The sequence below is a fragment of the Desulfosporosinus metallidurans genome (genome assembly GCF_001936615.1).
Classification (GTDB): domain Bacteria; phylum Bacillota; class Desulfitobacteriia; order Desulfitobacteriales; family Desulfitobacteriaceae; genus Desulfosporosinus; species Desulfosporosinus metallidurans.
On sequence record NZ_MLBF01000003.1, the window covers coordinates 176,446 to 191,534 of the forward strand.

The window sequence follows — 15,089 nt, forward strand, 5'->3', positions numbered from 1 at the left end:
AAAACCTGCCGAACTGGCAGGTTTCTCTGTAGTTTTATCATAGGGGATTTGCCCGAATCTTTTCGACTTGAACCTGGCCCTTCTTCCGATAGATTACTAATTGTCGATAGGCTTCTTCTAAACGAATAATCTCCTTTCCCACGGCAATAATGACATGGGGATGGCAATAATCTACCTCCAAACGGCTGTTGGAACTCATTTGGACAAAGGTTGAACTGACCTCTGAACCCCCAAGTTCACGGATATGGACCTGTCCTCCAGCAAAGATCTTTCCTCCCCGGCATACACCCTCGATCTTAACGTCTCCTTCTACCCGAATATCAGAGTTATATGTCCCTTTCTGACACTCAAATGTTCCGCCGCATTGAATGGATGCCCCCTGTACATAACTAACCGCAAAGCTTAGTTTTTCTGGAATCTCAACCGAAATAGTTTCAATAAATTTCATAAGAGCCTGCTCGACACGTTGCAAAAAGGGTAGGGATTGAAGATCTAACGGTCCTAAACCTGCTAAAAAGCGTTTTGCAGTTCGAATTGATACAATGATGCCCTCCGTGACCATTTCGTCATCTTTATGATCTAAAACAAAATTCTCCACTTGGCTAGCGAGTTTAGGAAGTTCGGGAAATCGTTTTTCCATGACCAGTTTTAAATATTGTCCCGGTTTTATATTACTCGCTCCTGCGGATTCAATCAACTCAACCGTCTGACGCAAACATACGCTCAGTTGATCCCGTAACTCGGACACATTGCGGAGGAGTTGGGATCGAACTACAAAATTCTCCCCAATAACGATCTTACCACCTATAAGATTCTGATGAATCTTGGCCCCTTTTTCTGCCCTAATCTCTGCATGAGAAACAGATCCCCTAATTTCAATCTTTCCCCCAGCAAAGATACGAAGCCCATCTTGCACATTACCATCAATAAAAACATCACCCGGAAACTCGATGCTTCCCGTAGCCAGATCAACGTCCTTATGAAGAACATAAACGTTCTCAACCATGTACGTCCTCTCATCCAAACGCACAGGCTGTCCATCACACGCAGCCATCACTTCGAGTTCATCGGCTGAAAGACAAACATTCTTCTTTAAGCAGAATTGAAAATCCTTAAACGTAGCAGCGGGAAGAACCTTACCTAGCACGTCTTTCCCAGGAACCCCTGGTTTACCAGGAATTTTACGAGCGAGGACAGCCCCCTCCTTAACCAGTGGGACTTTTGAGGCAAAGAAGTCCACGCTTTTTTCTGCTGCTTCATAAAGCACTTGAGGAGCTCCAACAAAATCTTTCAGTTGAGCATGTTGGCACGGCACCGGAAGAGTTGCTTCCGCAATGACAACCTCACCAACGCCCTTTACAGCCAAAATCTCCGACCAAATCCCCTTGCGTAATCCATGGACAATCTTCAATTGCTCCAAGTCCGCATTCAACCTAGCCTCATCCCAAATCTCCTCTTGGACCGGTAGGCTCTCCCAGGTAGTACACTGTGCTATATCAATTTCTTCCCCAGCAGGAAGGTCTTGAGGAAGGGTATAATGTCCTGCTAAATCATGTCTTACCTTTGCCACAACAGACAGCCCCTGTAACAAGACTTGTAGTTCCCATGTCAAATGACCCGTCTGGGTCTTGGGGTGGAATTTCACCTGATCCCCTAAGCTGACGTCGAACGCTTTTTGCTGTAACATACCATTAACCCAAATTTCGCCGACTTGGTCAAAAGGGATAAGCCGTTTAACCCCTTCTCCTAAGGCCAAAACGTATTTAGTTCCATCCCAGAAAGCTTGGCTAGAGGTTATAACAGGGGCTTGCAAATTGTGCTCATTCCAAATTAGCCGAACTTTCCACTGACGATAAAAAAAGCCGGGTTTTTCCATTATTTCGAACGTAATATCTTCCGGTAAAAGCTTGAGCTTAACCGCCCACTCTTGTCGAATTTCTTCCAAGGAATGTCCCTGAACTACTTTTTCTGGCATAAAATCGCCCCACTTAATGAAAATTGCCCATTTTTCTAATAATATCAGCAATTTCAACTAAACCCCATAGGTCTTTAGTCCTATTAAACCCGCCTTGACACTCATTTCTACGGTTTAAAAACTTGATATCCCGAAGATCTTGTCCCATTCGGGTCTTGACTATTACCAGGTACTTTAGGCAGCGGCTTGCTGGGCGTCGGAGCAACTGGTTTTAACAAATCCACATTATCCTGGTCTATCACCTTATCCGTCGTCTGGCCTAGCAATAAGTTTTTGACGACTTTCTTTACTTCGATTTGATCCACTTTCCAGTAACTTACCCCATCCAGATCAAGGAATGTTCCTGGAAGGGTCTGAGAAACCACATTCGAGCTTTCAAACCCAACAGCAACTTTGCTTAACGCCAAAATGTCCTTGGCCGATAAATTCGTATGCACCGCCTGCATTAATTGAGGAATGAGAAACGGAAGCTTCGGAAGAGTGCTCAACTTAAACATCTCCTTGGCAACAGCTTTGAGTACCACCTGTTGCCTTGCCGTCCGCGAAATATCTGCTAAAGCATCGTGACGGAAACGAGCATACTGCAAGGCTTTGGCCCCATCTAAGCGCTGCACACCTTTATGCAGGTTAATATACCCATCCTCAGTATCACCGGTCTCATAGTACATATCCTTCTCGACATCGACCGTAACCCCTCCCAAGGTATCGATGATTTTCTTAAATCCTTGAAAGTTGGTCTGGACATACCCTGCGATCGCTTGGCCGGTTAGATCTTCCACGCTCTTTTGCAAGGTCGGCAAATCCGTCAAGGCAGCGACTGAATTAATTTTCATGTAGCCATGCCCTGGAAGGGAAATTCGTGTGTCCCGAGGAATCGACAGCAGGCTAACCCGCTGGGTTTTCGGATCGACCATGGCCAAAATCAAGGAGTCGGTATTAAACTTTGTCTCCTCGGGACGCTGGTCTGCTCCGATAAGTAAGACATTAACCCGATTTTGAAGTCCGGCATTTGCCGGATCCAGCATACCCGCATTGAGCGTCAGATTCCCCACTCCAAAAAGTCCTTTATTCCAAACGAACCCAGCAGCCATCCCCCCCAATACCGTAATGGCCACCAGGATTATGCTCAACCTGCGCCACATATCACCAACTCCATCATTTAACATCTTTGTACTATTATACCCAACTTTAAATGATATGAAAGAAGATTTGCTAAATTCTACAAAGGAAATCTCAGAAAACAAGTTTTCTGAGAAATTAACGGGGAACTTTAAGTTATCATAAGAGTATTTGGTGTTCTGTAAAATCACCCGTCAAAGGGATTTCTGCAACCTGATCCACAAAGCTAAGTCCATAACGAACCACAAAGCTCAAGGGACTCAAAACCCGTTCTTGTCGAGAATGATTCGGTGTAATTCCATCTTCTAATTGTTGTAAGCGAATGAGTTCCGCCCGACATCGTTTGCGTTGCGCCTGCCAAAGCTTTCTCCTTAAATAATCCAGTTGGGAATTCACTTTCTCTTCATTGCGGATTAGCCATTCATGCACATTGACGTGAATTTCTTCTAATGGTGCAAGTTCTGCATATCCCTTTTCGATCTGAGCACGCAAATGCTCTAATCGATCATCAATATCTAAATTGTCGCGTTCCCGCACACAACGATCTCGCTGTTTCGCCAACCCACCATAAACATCCTCCAAAGTCAGCGCTTCCTTATTTAAGGATTTTTGCCAGGAAGCTGTTAACACCACGGCCGACAAGCGCGGGTAAAGAATGGGCATGACGAATCCGAAAGTAGTAAAAACCTTCCCTAACTGAGCCCAGTAATTCAATTCCCCCGGCCCTGGAACATAGGCCAAAGTCGGGAATAGGTATTCCTGAACAACAGGACGAGTCACCACATTTGGGGAAAAGCGTTCTGGGCTTTGTGCTAACAAGCTATTAACGGTATCGAGATCCCACTGTTTCTCTTGACCTCTTAAATAAAACGTCTGCTCATTACGCATTATTGCCCGCCTCTCAGGTACAGAAAGAAAAAGGTTGACTTCTCCCCCGGTTGGCTGGATTTGAGGCTCAAACCCAAGGTCAACCCATTCCTTCGTCCGTTCTGTTAAAGCGTCGCGAACATCAACGTTCATCTTCAAAATCTGTTCATACATAGGGGCAGCAAGCCGTTTGAATTCTGGTAACATGGGATCAAAGAAAATAAGTCCCCACTTTTGGACGAGCCACTGCAACGTTAGAGCAAACCACTGCGTCAAATTCTCCGCCTGTTCCACAAATCGCTTGCATTGCTTTAAAACGGATAATCGAAATTCGCTGTCAGGCATGGCTTCCATAAGTTGAGTTTCAATCGTTTCCCAAGCGGGAACCGGTTGATTGCCGACAGATTCCCCTCCCCCGTCTCCTGTAAGACGACAAGCGGCCGGTTTTCCTTCCGAATCAAGAATATAGGTAGTCTGAATTTCTAACCAATCATGATCTTCACTGGCAATCCAAAAAACCGGCACAACCGGACGGCCAAGCTTTTCACGCTGCTCTTGAGCCAAGCGAATAGTCGTCATCGCTTTATATAAGGTATACAACGGTCCGGTCAAAATTCCTGCCTGCTGGCCCGTGATGACTACAAGGGTTTCCTTTTTTCTCAGCTCTTCAATCATCTGTTGGGTTAGGGCACTCGCCCCCAAATGCGTGTGATACGTTCTTAAAGTATCAGCCAAACTTTCTCTGGAATAATCCCTAGTATCCAAATACTCAGCGCGTCGTTCAAAATTTTCCTGAATCTTAGGATTTCCACTCGGAAAAAATAAAGCTACTTGTTCAAAACAAGTAGCCATGGTTTGCATTGGATCTTTCATATCTATCCCCCCGCTACCTTTCCAGTACAGTGGGTATTTTATCATGCGTGACTAAAAACCGCAATTCTTCCTGATTCGCCATTTTTCACTCTACCGATAATCGCGGCGGCCGGGGCCTTGACCACATTTAACTGGCTAATTAGCAAATCAACACGTTCTTCCGGCACAGCCAATAGTAACCCTCCTGAAGTGATCGCATCACAGAGCACAACCCGCAACTCCTCAGTAACGTCTGGTGCAAAATCCACCTTATCCTCGAGGTGACGACGGTTTGCTTGCGACCCTCCTGGAATCGCCTTTTGCTGAATACAATCCCACACGCTATTCAATACAGGCACAGCTCCTGCATAAACTTCTGCGCTATAACCACTTGCTTGAAGCATTTCGTGCAAATGCCCCAGAAGCCCGAAGCCTGTCACATCCGTTGCCGCATGGACCCCCACCTCAATCGCTGCTTCAGCCGCTCCCTTATTGAGCGTAGCCATGACCTGTATAACTTCTGCTTCTGCTTCCGGTGAGACAATTCCCCGTTTAATCCCGGTCGTGATGATCCCCACCCCCAGCGGCTTGGTGAGCACTAAGACATCCCCCGGTTCAGCTTTAGCGTTCGAAAGCACATGGTCAGGGTGCACGACTCCTGTGACTGACAGCCCGTATTTAGGCTCCGGATCATCAATCGAATGTCCTCCAACAAGGACCGCACCAGCTTCCCGAATCTTATCACTTCCGCCTTGAAGAATCTTGGCCAAAACATCCATTTTTAACTTTCCGATCGGAAAAGAAACCAAATTCATTGCAGTCAGAGGTTTGGCACCCATCGCGAAAATATCACTTAAAGCGTTAGCCGCTGCAATCTGCCCAAATGCATAGGGGTCATCCACCACCGGGGTAAAAAAGTCAACGCTTTGAACGATAGCCTGATCATCATTTAAACGATAAACACCAGCATCATCCGAAGTCTCCATACCAACTAAAAGGTTGGCATTCTCTTGGTTTGGAGGTAAACAGCGCAAAACTTGCGCCAGGTCCGCTGGACCTATCTTACATCCTCAGCCTGCTTTCGTGGATAATTGAGTCAATCGAACTTTGTCTTGAACATTATTTTGCATCATATTAAGATCCATCATCGCACCACCCACTGTTTAAGCATTACTAATTCATGAGTTCATAATATCACTCTTTTATTATATACGTCAAGTTCCCTGGAGGAAGCAAGGGGACGGTTCTTGTGCTTCCTTAGTGAACCCGCGACTTTCACCACTTGCACTCAGCTAGCGTCAAGCGAAAAGCAATGCAGCGTGTGCGAACGAGCATAGAAACTTCCTCACGTCTCTTACCCATCCCACTCTTCTAAACGCCGAACAATCTCCTCGCTATCTCCATTCAACAGAGTACGCACATCAATGACCACCCAATCTTTATGTATACGCGCTAGAATTGCCACCGGCCCTAGGCGCAAAAATGATTCTAATTCAACAACGCTTCCTTGCTTGGGGCGAATCGCGCACACCCAGGTGGGGAGATCAACTGTAGGCCAAGCTCCGCCTCCCACCTGAGAAACATCTTCCTTTAGTTCAACAGAGAGCGCCGGATTTGCCGAAAGTGCCGTCACAATCTCAGACGCTGCTACTTTTAGTGTTTCCAGTGGATAGGAAAGCATCCTCCAGACAGGTATATCTTCTATTCCTCCACTTTCATATAAACGAAGAGTCCCTTCAAGCGCAGCCAAGGTCAATTTATCAATTCTCAAAGCTCGAGTCAGTTGATTTGCCCTCAGACGTTCGATATACACCTTTTTACCCACAATAATCCCGGCCTGTGGGCCGCCAAGCAATTTATCTCCACTGAAGGAAACAAGCGAAATTCCTGCTTTCACGGTTTGTTGAATAGTCGGCTCAAGAGGAAAACCAAGACTTGTCCCATCGTAGAAACTTCCGCTCCCCAAATCCTCCATAACGGGTAGACCCCGGTTTTCCCCCAGTTCCACCAACTCAGCCCCTGAAACAGAATGGGTAAATCCTTCAACTCGGTAATTACTCGTATGTACTTTTAATAACAGAGCCGTTTCTGGGCCGATGGCAGCTTCATAATCCCTGAGCCAGGTCTTATTTGTGGCTCCGACTTCGACAAGTCGGGCCCCTCCGGCTTTCAAAACCTCAGGAATCCGAAAAGATCCCCCAACTTCCACCAGTTCACCGCGTGAGACAACCACTTCTTTCCCTTGAGCAAACGTGTTCATCATCAAAAGAACCGCTGCAGCATTATTATTAACCACCATTGCTGCTTCCGCCCCTGTCAAATGACAAAGAAGCTTTTCCACATGGACATAGCGCGAACCGCGTTCCCCATTCTCAATATCCAACTCAAGATTGCTGTACCTTTCCGCTTGGTCGGCAACAAAACGTGAGACCTCTGGCGCAAGCAAAGCCCTCCCGCAATTCGTATGTAAAACAACCCCAGTAGCATTAATAACACGTCGCAAACTAGTCTCAGAGTGTGTCAGATCCTTCAAAAGCTGGCTTTTCAGCCACGGCCAAAGAGAAAATTCAAGCTCGTCCAATGAACCTGAACTATTTTCACTCATATTTTCCCTAGCTTTTTGTAGAACCTGTCGAACGCTCTGAGTTAAGCGAGACAACAGCCTCTCATTCGTCAAAAACGGAGCGAATTCCGCCTCATACTTTAGCCTAGAAATCACTTCGTGAACAGCCGGAAGTACCCGTAATCGCCTTTGTTTCTCTTGATCCATCGATTGTCACTCCTTATGGGCCACAACGATTATCGACCAATTTTCCATAATCCGGCCCGCACGCTTTTTAGGATTTCGACATCCCATTTGGCATATGATAACTGCATAAGTTAGCTCGAGGAGGTATTCGATGTCCAGCTTCAGCCCAATTCTCCCCATAAATGCGCCAGCTCATCAAGCTGTTATTATTCCCTTTGATAGGCTCTCGCACACAAAAGGACAGTTCCAACCTTGTATCTTTTGCGGTAAAACAATAAAGGTTCATAAGTTTAAAGGTAAGACGGTGTGCATTCACTGTTTGCACCAAATTCCAGCAATTTTTTCCTTTGGATAAAATTAGTTACCCGTACCCAAGTGTAGACGTACCCGAAACATAGAAAAAGGGAAGCAAACGCTTCCCTTTTCTTGTTCCTTCTTCTCCCTTTTAGCCGTGTGAAGGCTTATTGAAAGAAGCATTAAGCGTTTGCACAGCCTTCACTAGAATAATATTTTTCCCGTGTTCAGACAGGAAGGCTCCGGTTGTGGCAACAATTTCTCCGTATTCGTCCAGAATTGCCTCTGCCAAAAGCCTCTTTTTGCCCGTCCCCATACGGCTTAGGACAAGATAGTACTCTCCCTCGAACTCAAAGAGGCCTGAGCGCAGCTGGTTAAATTCGGGTAACCGCCCTACTGCGGAAATCACATCTTCAAAATCTGCAAACGCATAAACCGATTCTAGCGCACGACCTTTAGAGGTCTTACGAACTGGCTTCTCTTTAACAGAACCCTCGACAAATTCTTCCTGTTTCATGATCGTGATGACAAATTCATCATTTGATGCCACGGTTGCCTGAATCCAAAAAGGTTGATCTAAATTAAATTCGACTTCTTCTCGTGCCTGCGCGATGAGTTCCCAAAACAATTGCTCCGTCTTTGCTGATCGCTGAAATAGATCAGCCATCGTAATATCCCTGTCAGTTAATTCTGTCAAAGAGATAAAGATGCGGATGGTGTGCTCGTTAACTTTTTGAACACGCATAATCCCACTCTCCTTTCCGCATCAAGTTCTTACTCTATCTTATTCTAGTTATAGCATATTAAGCAATTAGTTTTTCCGTGAAATTTTGATAATTGAAGCCTATTTATTGCCCAACTGAATAAGTTGATAATCCCTGCTTCCCAAACCAATCTTTTCACCATAGGAAAGCTGAATTGTCCAGTCTACATCTGGGAATAGTACCCGAAATTTATCATGTTCAGCATGACGCTCGCCCAGCTCTGAAAGCGGATTTCCATGCGCTTGGTTAATTAAATCCACTGCAGCTTGGTCAATAGCAATCGGATCTTTAGAAGCGAGAATACCTATGTCTCCAACAATAGGTACATCATTCCAACCACAACAGTCACAGAGCGGGGAAACGTTCGTCACAAAGGTAATGAATCCAGCTTTCCCCTCTTTCCCTTTTAGAACACCAAGGGTATACTCTGCAATTTTTTCTTGAATAATGTCGGCTTCCGTCTTCCAGTTTATCGCAATAGCCCGAACTGGGCAAGTAACCGTACATTCCCCACATCCAATGCATTTGTCCTGTGAAATTTTCGCTTTACTTTCCACGACAATAGCATTTTCCGGACACCATTTAGCACATTTTCCACAGGCTATGCAGATTTCCTCACTGACCTTGGGCAACAGATCCGAGTGTTGCTGTTGTTTACCAGCACGGCTACCCAGACCCATCCCTAAATTCTTTAAGGTTCCACCAAACCCGGTCGCCTCATGCCCTTTTAAATGGGTAATAGCCAGTAATGCATCTGCTTGGACCGCAGCGCTGCCGATTTTCACGTTATTAAAGTGTTTAAGATTTACAGGCACCGAAACATAGTCTTTCCCATTGAGACCATCGGCAATCACCAAAGGGGCTCCCACGACAGAATAATCAAAACCATTCTCAATCGCCGTCTCTAAATGGTCAACGGCATTGGAGCGAGAACCTGCATAAAGCGTATTGGAATCCGTTAGAAAAGGACTTCCACCCTTCTTTTTAACCTGTTCAACAACGCGACGCACATACTGAGGACGGACATACGCGAGGTTCCCTCGTTCCCCAAAGTGCAGTTTAATCGCCACGAGGTCCTTGGGGGAAATCGCATCAAGTAATCCTGCCCGTGTCACTAAATGTTCAAGTTTTGTTAAAAGGCTTTCGCCCCGCTTTGTCTTCATACTCGTAAAGTAAACTTCTGAGCTCATTGTAGCACTCCTTCTTTACCCTCTCCTAGTTTAATAGAATTTTCATTCTAACGCAAACTTCCCACAAGCTCACAACGCACGACTTCCAGTCGCGACGGGAGATACATAAGTTTAACCTGATCTTCCAACTTAAGCTGTTCATAAACATTTTGGTCGATGTAGAACTGTTTCTGTTCCGTGCCATTTCGAACATCTAAAAGATAGAACCTTGATCCAGAATCAATGGCCTTACCCTGAACTGACCCTTGCATGAAACCCGGTTGAAATAACCAATCTGGTTGAGAAAAAAATAGTAAATTTGTGTAAATTCCCAGAACCACAACCCAAATCAAGGTTTTTCCCGCTAGCAGCAAAAAACCCCAAGCATCACGAGCATAGCGCCAAGTACCCACAAACTTCCAGCCCAGTCGTAAGAGGACGATTCCCCATATCAAAAGGAGCACGATCAGATTGGGCCAGGTCGTGCTCCATAGATAATAATAGTAGCCTACCATTTTCTACCCCTTGTGTTCTACTCCGCTTTCGCAATTTGTTCTTTGCTGGCACCGCAGCTCGGACAAACTTTTGGGCGACAACGGCCTTCAGAAGTTGCGTTACATTGGGTACATTTCCAAATCGCCATAAAAAATCCCTCCATAATACAGCAATAATTCTTAAGTTATTCAGATTCTATATACTTTCTCTTTCAATGTCAATATTTTTACTCCATCGCTGAATTTCCCCATATCGCTCTTTATTGTATTGATTGACTTTTCAATGGCAGCTATATTGTTAAGCGTGGCAGATGGGATTGTTGTTAGGATATAGCAGAGGCCATATCCAATATATAAACGTTTTCAGCAGGATCAATAACCTTGATCTGAAGTTTCTTACCAGTCAAAGCAGTGGTGAATTTCGCAGCGAATTTCCCATTTGTATCCGGTTTTACAGTTTTGAGTAAAACCGGAGTTGCTGGGACCGTGTCATAGATATACACCGTAGCATCACTGTTAACATTTCCATCTATTTCTTTCGTCGTCGCATCAATACCGCCTAATATGCCTGATCCTATTTCTACTGCAGGTGCATCAAGCTGAAGACCTAATTTATTTAAGGGGTCCTCTCCTTTTATCGTTTCTAGTGGGGTCGCCATTTGACCTGCAGTTACTGTCATTTTGTAGCTATGTTTTTTATATTGAGCATCATTGCCATCAACAACTAACGAGTAACTTCCAGTAGGCAGATAAACCATGAAGTTCCCATTAATATCTGTTGTAGTTGTCCATGTCGTAGTAGAGTTAATTACTTTTACAGGAACACCCCATTTTTCTGGAAGTATACTACCACCGATAGAACCTGACTTACCGCCCTCAACACCATCTTTTGTGGCAATTACTAAATTTGCGGTCTTTACCGTTGTAGCTGTCGTTGATCCTGTTGTTGATGTTGTTGGTAGTTTAATACCGGGTATTTTTAATGCTTGAGTATTAAGCAAGCCATTAGACACACTGAAATATTTGATCAAATAATCGCCATTTTCAAAAATATTAAAGGTATATTTCCCATTTACAGTATCATTCAAATACGGAGAGCTACGATAACCATTGGGGCCTTCAATCGATAAGGTACCAGAAAGATCACCAAGCTTTCCGGATTTTAAATCGTCTGTAACTGTAACAACTATATTTGCCCCATTAATCAGCGATGGTACTACCACTGTGAACGGGACAATGATCATTTCACCAAGTTTTACGCCGTTTAGACACGTTATTCCATTTGTAATATATAAATTATAATCCCCATCAGAGTAGGCTTTGGACGGTGTTACTGTAACGGAAACACCATCTGAGGACATTTTAATCGTTGTTGCTACTTTTGTTTGTTTGCTGTCTGTTACATAAATTGTATTACTATTTACACTCGTGCTCAGTAGCGAGTTATTAAACGAAATCGTCCAAACCTTATTAACATCAGTCGTTGTTTTAGACGGCCATATCGTGAAACCCGTAGTAGAAGCAGCCGCAAACACCGAAGAAACGGATAGGAGTATTAAAATGGTTGCTAAAAGCCAAGCAATCCACCAAGTTTTTTTGATCACGTTACCATCCTTCCTCGATGAGAATATCACATCTACGCTTTCCAATCATTTTGATTCAATCCCGCCATAATCTTCTGCACATAGGCCTGCGTTTCTTTATACGGCGGTACCCCCTGGTATTTGTCAACAGCCCCTGGGCCCGCATTATACGCTGCTAAACTCAGTGGAATATTTCCCTCAAAACGGTCGAGCAAATCCTTTAAGAAATGCGTTCCCCCATCTAGGTTTTGTACCGCATCGTAAGCATTCTGGACCCCATATGAAGCTGCAGTTCCTGGCATTAACTGCATTAAGCCCATTGCTCCTGCTGGTGACACTGCATTAGAATCGAACCCCGACTCTGCTTTGACAACCTGTTTTATTAGGCTCGGATCAACACCGTATTTCTGACCCATCGAATAAATAACATTCTCAAGAGAACCTACATTTTCGCCCTTTGTCTGAGAAACGCAGGCTCCCTGATTACTATTAACTTGCTTAGTGGCAGGAAAGTCTTTCAATTGTCCGCCATTCCCTTGGGAAGTAGTACCATCTCCCCCAAGCGCCGATTGCAGTAAAGCAGAAAAAAGAAGTGAACTTGAATTGTTACTCTCCCCGGTTTCAGACAGACTAGTCTTATCTGTTAAGGTATTCTGCCAAGCATTCATTTGTTGCAATTGAAATAACAGAAGTATTTGGGCGGCATTCATTTAAAAAGCCTCCTTTCACAACCCTAAACTCCGCAGCAAAAAGCGCAAGGTACTCTAGCTTGACGTTAATAGACTCAGACCTTGAAGCTCGTTGTTTTCCAGAATCTGTTCCGGAATGAGTTGAATGATCATCCGCTCCGAAAGATTGGCAATTCCAGCGATAAAGGGAGCCGTAACCAACGACGGAGGGGAATCAATACTCTCTAAGATTCGAACCTCCCGCACCTGGTCTACAGCAAAACCTACATAATTTCCATGTATCTCAGTGATTAAAGCAAACGAATTTTGATTTGTTTCATTAAGCCCAAACCGCACATGCAAATCTATGAGAGGAATCGCCTTGCCCCGAAGGTTAATTAACCCCCCCACGTAGGAAGGAGCTTGCGGAATCGCATGCACCTCTCCTAAGCGTGTAATTTCTCGTACCACTTCGATGGGTATGGCATACTCTTCTTCTCCCAAAGTGAAAATGACAACTTGAATCGTCATTTTGACCACATCCTCTTTTAAATCTTCCCGACCTCATTGACAGCCTTGCCTATCATCTCATCCTGGGTCTGGATCACTCTTTGATTTGCCTCATAGGCTTTCATGACCGTCATCATTTGAACCATTTGGCCGGGAAGATCGACATTTGAAGCTTCAATCGAACCCTGAAGAACCTGAGTAGCAACCGAAGCTTGAACCGGTTGTGACGAACTATACAACGACTGCCCTTCGCGTTTTAAAGCATCTGCTGAAATCTCTGCAACACGCAAACGATCGACAACTCGTCCATTATCCATTATCGTTCCGTCGGCCTTAACGCTAAATTCTGAACTGAGAGGACCGATGGGACCATTCTCACCTAATAATGCATATCCATCTGGAGATTGGAGCATCCCGTTTGCGTCTAGTTGAAACCGTCCATCACGCGTATATCGATCTCCCCCTGGCGTCTGAACTGTGAAATATCCCGGTGACGTTAACGCTAGATCAGTTTTGACACCCGTCGTCTCTAAAGCCCCCTGTATAGTAGACTGGACGGTACGATCAACGCCCACTCCCGTCCCTAGTCCACCAATCTGAACGGCTTCAGTCGCTTGGTTTCCTCCCATGCGTTCAATCAACATTGAGGGAAACGAAACATTACTAGCAAGTTTTTCTTTATACCCTGGCGTCTTCACATTCGCAACATTATCCCCAATAATTTCGCTTTGTGTTTGGGCGGCCAACATACCTGTAGCAGATGTGTATAGTCCTCGAATCACCTTATACCCCGCCTTTGTAAATTATTACCCCTACTTTATAACCATCCGAAGCAAACCTAATTGTGAAGAGATCGTACGGGTAAGGGAGTTATAGTATAGGCCATTCTCAGCCACATTCGACATTTCACGATCAACATCCACATTATTACCATCATTACGCAACGATGTCGTTTGATCCGTCACTATCCCTGTCCCATCGCCTTCCGCGACACCAGGAATGTGCCGCAGTGACGTCAGTTTCAGCGACAGATCTCCGTTCGTTTGACCTAAAGCAGCATTCAACACCGCTTGAAAATCAACATCTGAGCGCTTGAAGTTAGGAGTATCTATATTGGCGACGTTGTTTGCTAACACCTGCTGCCTCAAACTTGATGCATTAAGTTCCTTCTGCAAAACATTTAAAACTGGCCCATCTAACCAACCCGACATTCTCCTTACCTCCTAATGGAATTAGCAATACCCCACATCTGATCTCCGTCCTGAACCAACCTAGCATTCATTTGATAAGCTCTCTGGACTTGCATGAGATCCGTCATAGAGACGGCCAAGTCCACATTTGATTGTTCCAGAGCTTGACCACGAATCGTTCCTAACACCTGACCCGCAGTTGTGCTACCCGGCAGTCCAACCTGGGGTGCACCAGAATTAACGGTGGGCACAAAGAGGTTGTTCGCGTTTCTTTGTAATCCCTGAGGATTCTGAAATCCTACCAGAGAGATCTGACCAAATAGCGTCTCTGCTCCATCAAGAACTCCTTTTATTTCGCCATTCGTTGCAACAGACAAGTCTGTCGCCCCCGATGGAATCGAGATACTTGGTTGTACAACATTTCCTTGCATGTCGGAAAGTTTCCCAGACCCATCAACTTGAAAGGCGCCTACACGCGTATAGGCCGTCGTTCCGTCCGACATCTTAACCTGAAAAAAACCCGATCCATCAATTCCTAAATCCAAAGGACGATCTGAAGGTGCCAGAGTGCCTTGTTGAAAATTCGTTCCAATGGCGTTATACACTACCCCAGACCCAACGCTAAGAGTAGCCACACCCGTAGTTCCTCCGGCTTTTGTGTTTACGGAACCCACCTCTGTCGACAAAGCTTCCGCAAAGTCCACCTGATTCGCTTTAAATCCAGGTGTATTAACATTAGCCAGGTTATTCCCTATGGTATCTATCGCTATCTGCTGCGCACGGATCCCCGACGCGGCGGTTCCTATTAGGCGCATGAAGTAGCCCTCCGTCTTCTCGAAATAAGTTTCCATTATC

At 45.1% G+C, this 15,089-nt stretch carries 15 protein-coding genes; all 15 read right to left on the reverse strand.

Translation table 11 applies throughout. The features are described from left to right. Positions 1-37 precede the first annotated feature (37 nt). Positions 38-1,975, reverse strand: a complete 1,938-nt coding sequence (locus DSOL_RS03550) for a FapA family protein (RefSeq protein WP_083642296.1) — start codon at positions 1,973-1,975, stop codon at positions 38-40. A gap of 107 nt (positions 1,976-2,082) precedes the next feature. Next, the gene (locus DSOL_RS03555; protein ID WP_083642289.1) at positions 2,083-3,117 is read right to left on the reverse strand and encodes an LCP family protein; all 1,035 of its coding nucleotides are present in this window, start codon (positions 3,115-3,117) and stop codon (positions 2,083-2,085) included. A 136-nt stretch (positions 3,118-3,253) separates the two neighbouring features. Beyond that, entirely contained in the window at positions 3,254-4,834 is a 1,581-nt protein-coding gene (gene bshC / locus DSOL_RS03560; RefSeq protein ID WP_075363507.1) for a bacillithiol biosynthesis cysteine-adding enzyme BshC, read from the reverse strand. A 41-nt stretch (positions 4,835-4,875) separates the two neighbouring features. Further along, positions 4,876-5,943 carry a selenide, water dikinase SelD gene (selD, locus tag DSOL_RS03565; RefSeq protein WP_207649597.1) on the reverse strand — a complete coding sequence of 356 codons (1,068 nt, stop codon included), beginning with the start codon at positions 5,941-5,943 and terminating at the stop codon, positions 4,876-4,878. A gap of 224 nt (positions 5,944-6,167) precedes the next feature. Continuing rightward, entirely contained in the window at positions 6,168-7,583 is a 1,416-nt protein-coding gene (selA, locus tag DSOL_RS03570) for an L-seryl-tRNA(Sec) selenium transferase (protein WP_075363508.1), read from the reverse strand. A gap of 424 nt (positions 7,584-8,007) precedes the next feature. Further along, on the reverse strand, positions 8,008-8,601 hold the full coding sequence (locus DSOL_RS03580) for an adaptor protein MecA (protein ID WP_075363510.1): 594 nt from the start codon (positions 8,599-8,601) through the stop codon (positions 8,008-8,010). Positions 8,602-8,700: 99 nt separating this feature from the next. Next, entirely contained in the window at positions 8,701-9,810 is a 1,110-nt protein-coding gene (locus DSOL_RS03585; RefSeq protein WP_075363511.1) for a DUF362 domain-containing protein, read from the reverse strand. 47 nt (positions 9,811-9,857) lie between these two features. Further along, a complete protein-coding gene (locus DSOL_RS03590) occupies positions 9,858-10,304 on the reverse strand; it encodes a hypothetical protein (RefSeq protein WP_075363512.1) in 447 nt (148 codons plus the stop codon). Positions 10,305-10,321: 17 nt separating this feature from the next. Further along, a complete protein-coding gene (locus DSOL_RS03595; RefSeq protein ID WP_075363513.1) occupies positions 10,322-10,432 on the reverse strand; it encodes an RCKP-type rubredoxin-like domain-containing protein in 111 nt (36 codons plus the stop codon). A gap of 174 nt (positions 10,433-10,606) precedes the next feature. Next, on the reverse strand, positions 10,607-11,887 hold the full coding sequence (locus DSOL_RS03600; RefSeq protein WP_075363514.1) for an Ig-like domain-containing domain: 1,281 nt from the start codon (positions 11,885-11,887) through the stop codon (positions 10,607-10,609). 32 nt (positions 11,888-11,919) lie between these two features. Continuing rightward, positions 11,920-12,576, reverse strand: coding sequence for a lytic transglycosylase domain-containing protein (locus tag DSOL_RS03605; RefSeq protein ID WP_075363515.1), 657 nt, complete (start codon positions 12,574-12,576; stop codon positions 11,920-11,922). 54 nt (positions 12,577-12,630) lie between these two features. After that, complete coding sequence (locus tag DSOL_RS03610; RefSeq protein ID WP_075363516.1) at positions 12,631-13,065, reverse strand: chemotaxis protein CheW; 435 nt, start codon at positions 13,063-13,065, stop codon at positions 12,631-12,633. A 17-nt stretch (positions 13,066-13,082) separates the two neighbouring features. Continuing rightward, positions 13,083-13,826: a flagellar basal-body rod protein FlgF gene (gene flgF, locus DSOL_RS03615; RefSeq protein WP_075363517.1), complete on the reverse strand. Its 744-nt coding sequence runs from the start codon at positions 13,824-13,826 to the stop codon at positions 13,083-13,085. A 30-nt stretch (positions 13,827-13,856) separates the two neighbouring features. Then, the gene (flgB, locus tag DSOL_RS03620; RefSeq protein WP_075363518.1) at positions 13,857-14,255 is read right to left on the reverse strand and encodes a flagellar basal body rod protein FlgB; all 399 of its coding nucleotides are present in this window, start codon (positions 14,253-14,255) and stop codon (positions 13,857-13,859) included. Positions 14,256-14,260: 5 nt separating this feature from the next. After that, positions 14,261-15,049 (reverse strand): flagellar hook-basal body protein, encoded by a 789-nt coding sequence (locus DSOL_RS03625; RefSeq protein WP_075363519.1) that lies wholly within the window; start codon positions 15,047-15,049, stop codon positions 14,261-14,263. Between the last annotated feature and the right edge of the window lie 40 nt (positions 15,050-15,089).

Bases quoted from the DNA above. Each gene is read 5' to 3' on its own strand.
- DSOL_RS03550 (WP_083642296.1), bottom strand. From the start codon at position 1,975: ATGCCAGAAAAAGTAGTTCAGGGACATTCCTTGGAAGAAATTCGACAA.
- DSOL_RS03555 (WP_083642289.1), bottom strand. From the start codon at position 3,117: ATGTGGCGCAGGTTGAGCATAATCCTGGTGGCCATTACGGTATTGGGG.
- bshC (WP_075363507.1), bottom strand. From the start codon at position 4,834: ATGAAAGATCCAATGCAAACCATGGCTACTTGTTTTGAACAAGTAGCT.
- selA (WP_075363508.1), bottom strand. From the start codon at position 7,583: ATGGATCAAGAGAAACAAAGGCGATTACGGGTACTTCCGGCTGTTCAC.
- DSOL_RS03580 (WP_075363510.1), bottom strand. From the start codon at position 8,601: ATGCGTGTTCAAAAAGTTAACGAGCACACCATCCGCATCTTTATCTCT.
- DSOL_RS03585 (WP_075363511.1), bottom strand. From the start codon at position 9,810: ATGAGCTCAGAAGTTTACTTTACGAGTATGAAGACAAAGCGGGGCGAA.
- DSOL_RS03590 (WP_075363512.1), bottom strand. From the start codon at position 10,304: ATGGTAGGCTACTATTATTATCTATGGAGCACGACCTGGCCCAATCTG.
- DSOL_RS03595 (WP_075363513.1), bottom strand. From the start codon at position 10,432: ATGGCGATTTGGAAATGTACCCAATGTAACGCAACTTCTGAAGGCCGT.
- DSOL_RS03605 (WP_075363515.1), bottom strand. From the start codon at position 12,576: ATGAATGCCGCCCAAATACTTCTGTTATTTCAATTGCAACAAATGAAT.
- DSOL_RS03610 (WP_075363516.1), bottom strand. From the start codon at position 13,065: ATGACGATTCAAGTTGTCATTTTCACTTTGGGAGAAGAAGAGTATGCC.
- flgB (WP_075363518.1), bottom strand. From the start codon at position 14,255: ATGTCGGGTTGGTTAGATGGGCCAGTTTTAAATGTTTTGCAGAAGGAA.
- DSOL_RS03625 (WP_075363519.1), bottom strand. From the start codon at position 15,049: ATGCGCCTAATAGGAACCGCCGCGTCGGGGATCCGTGCGCAGCAGATA.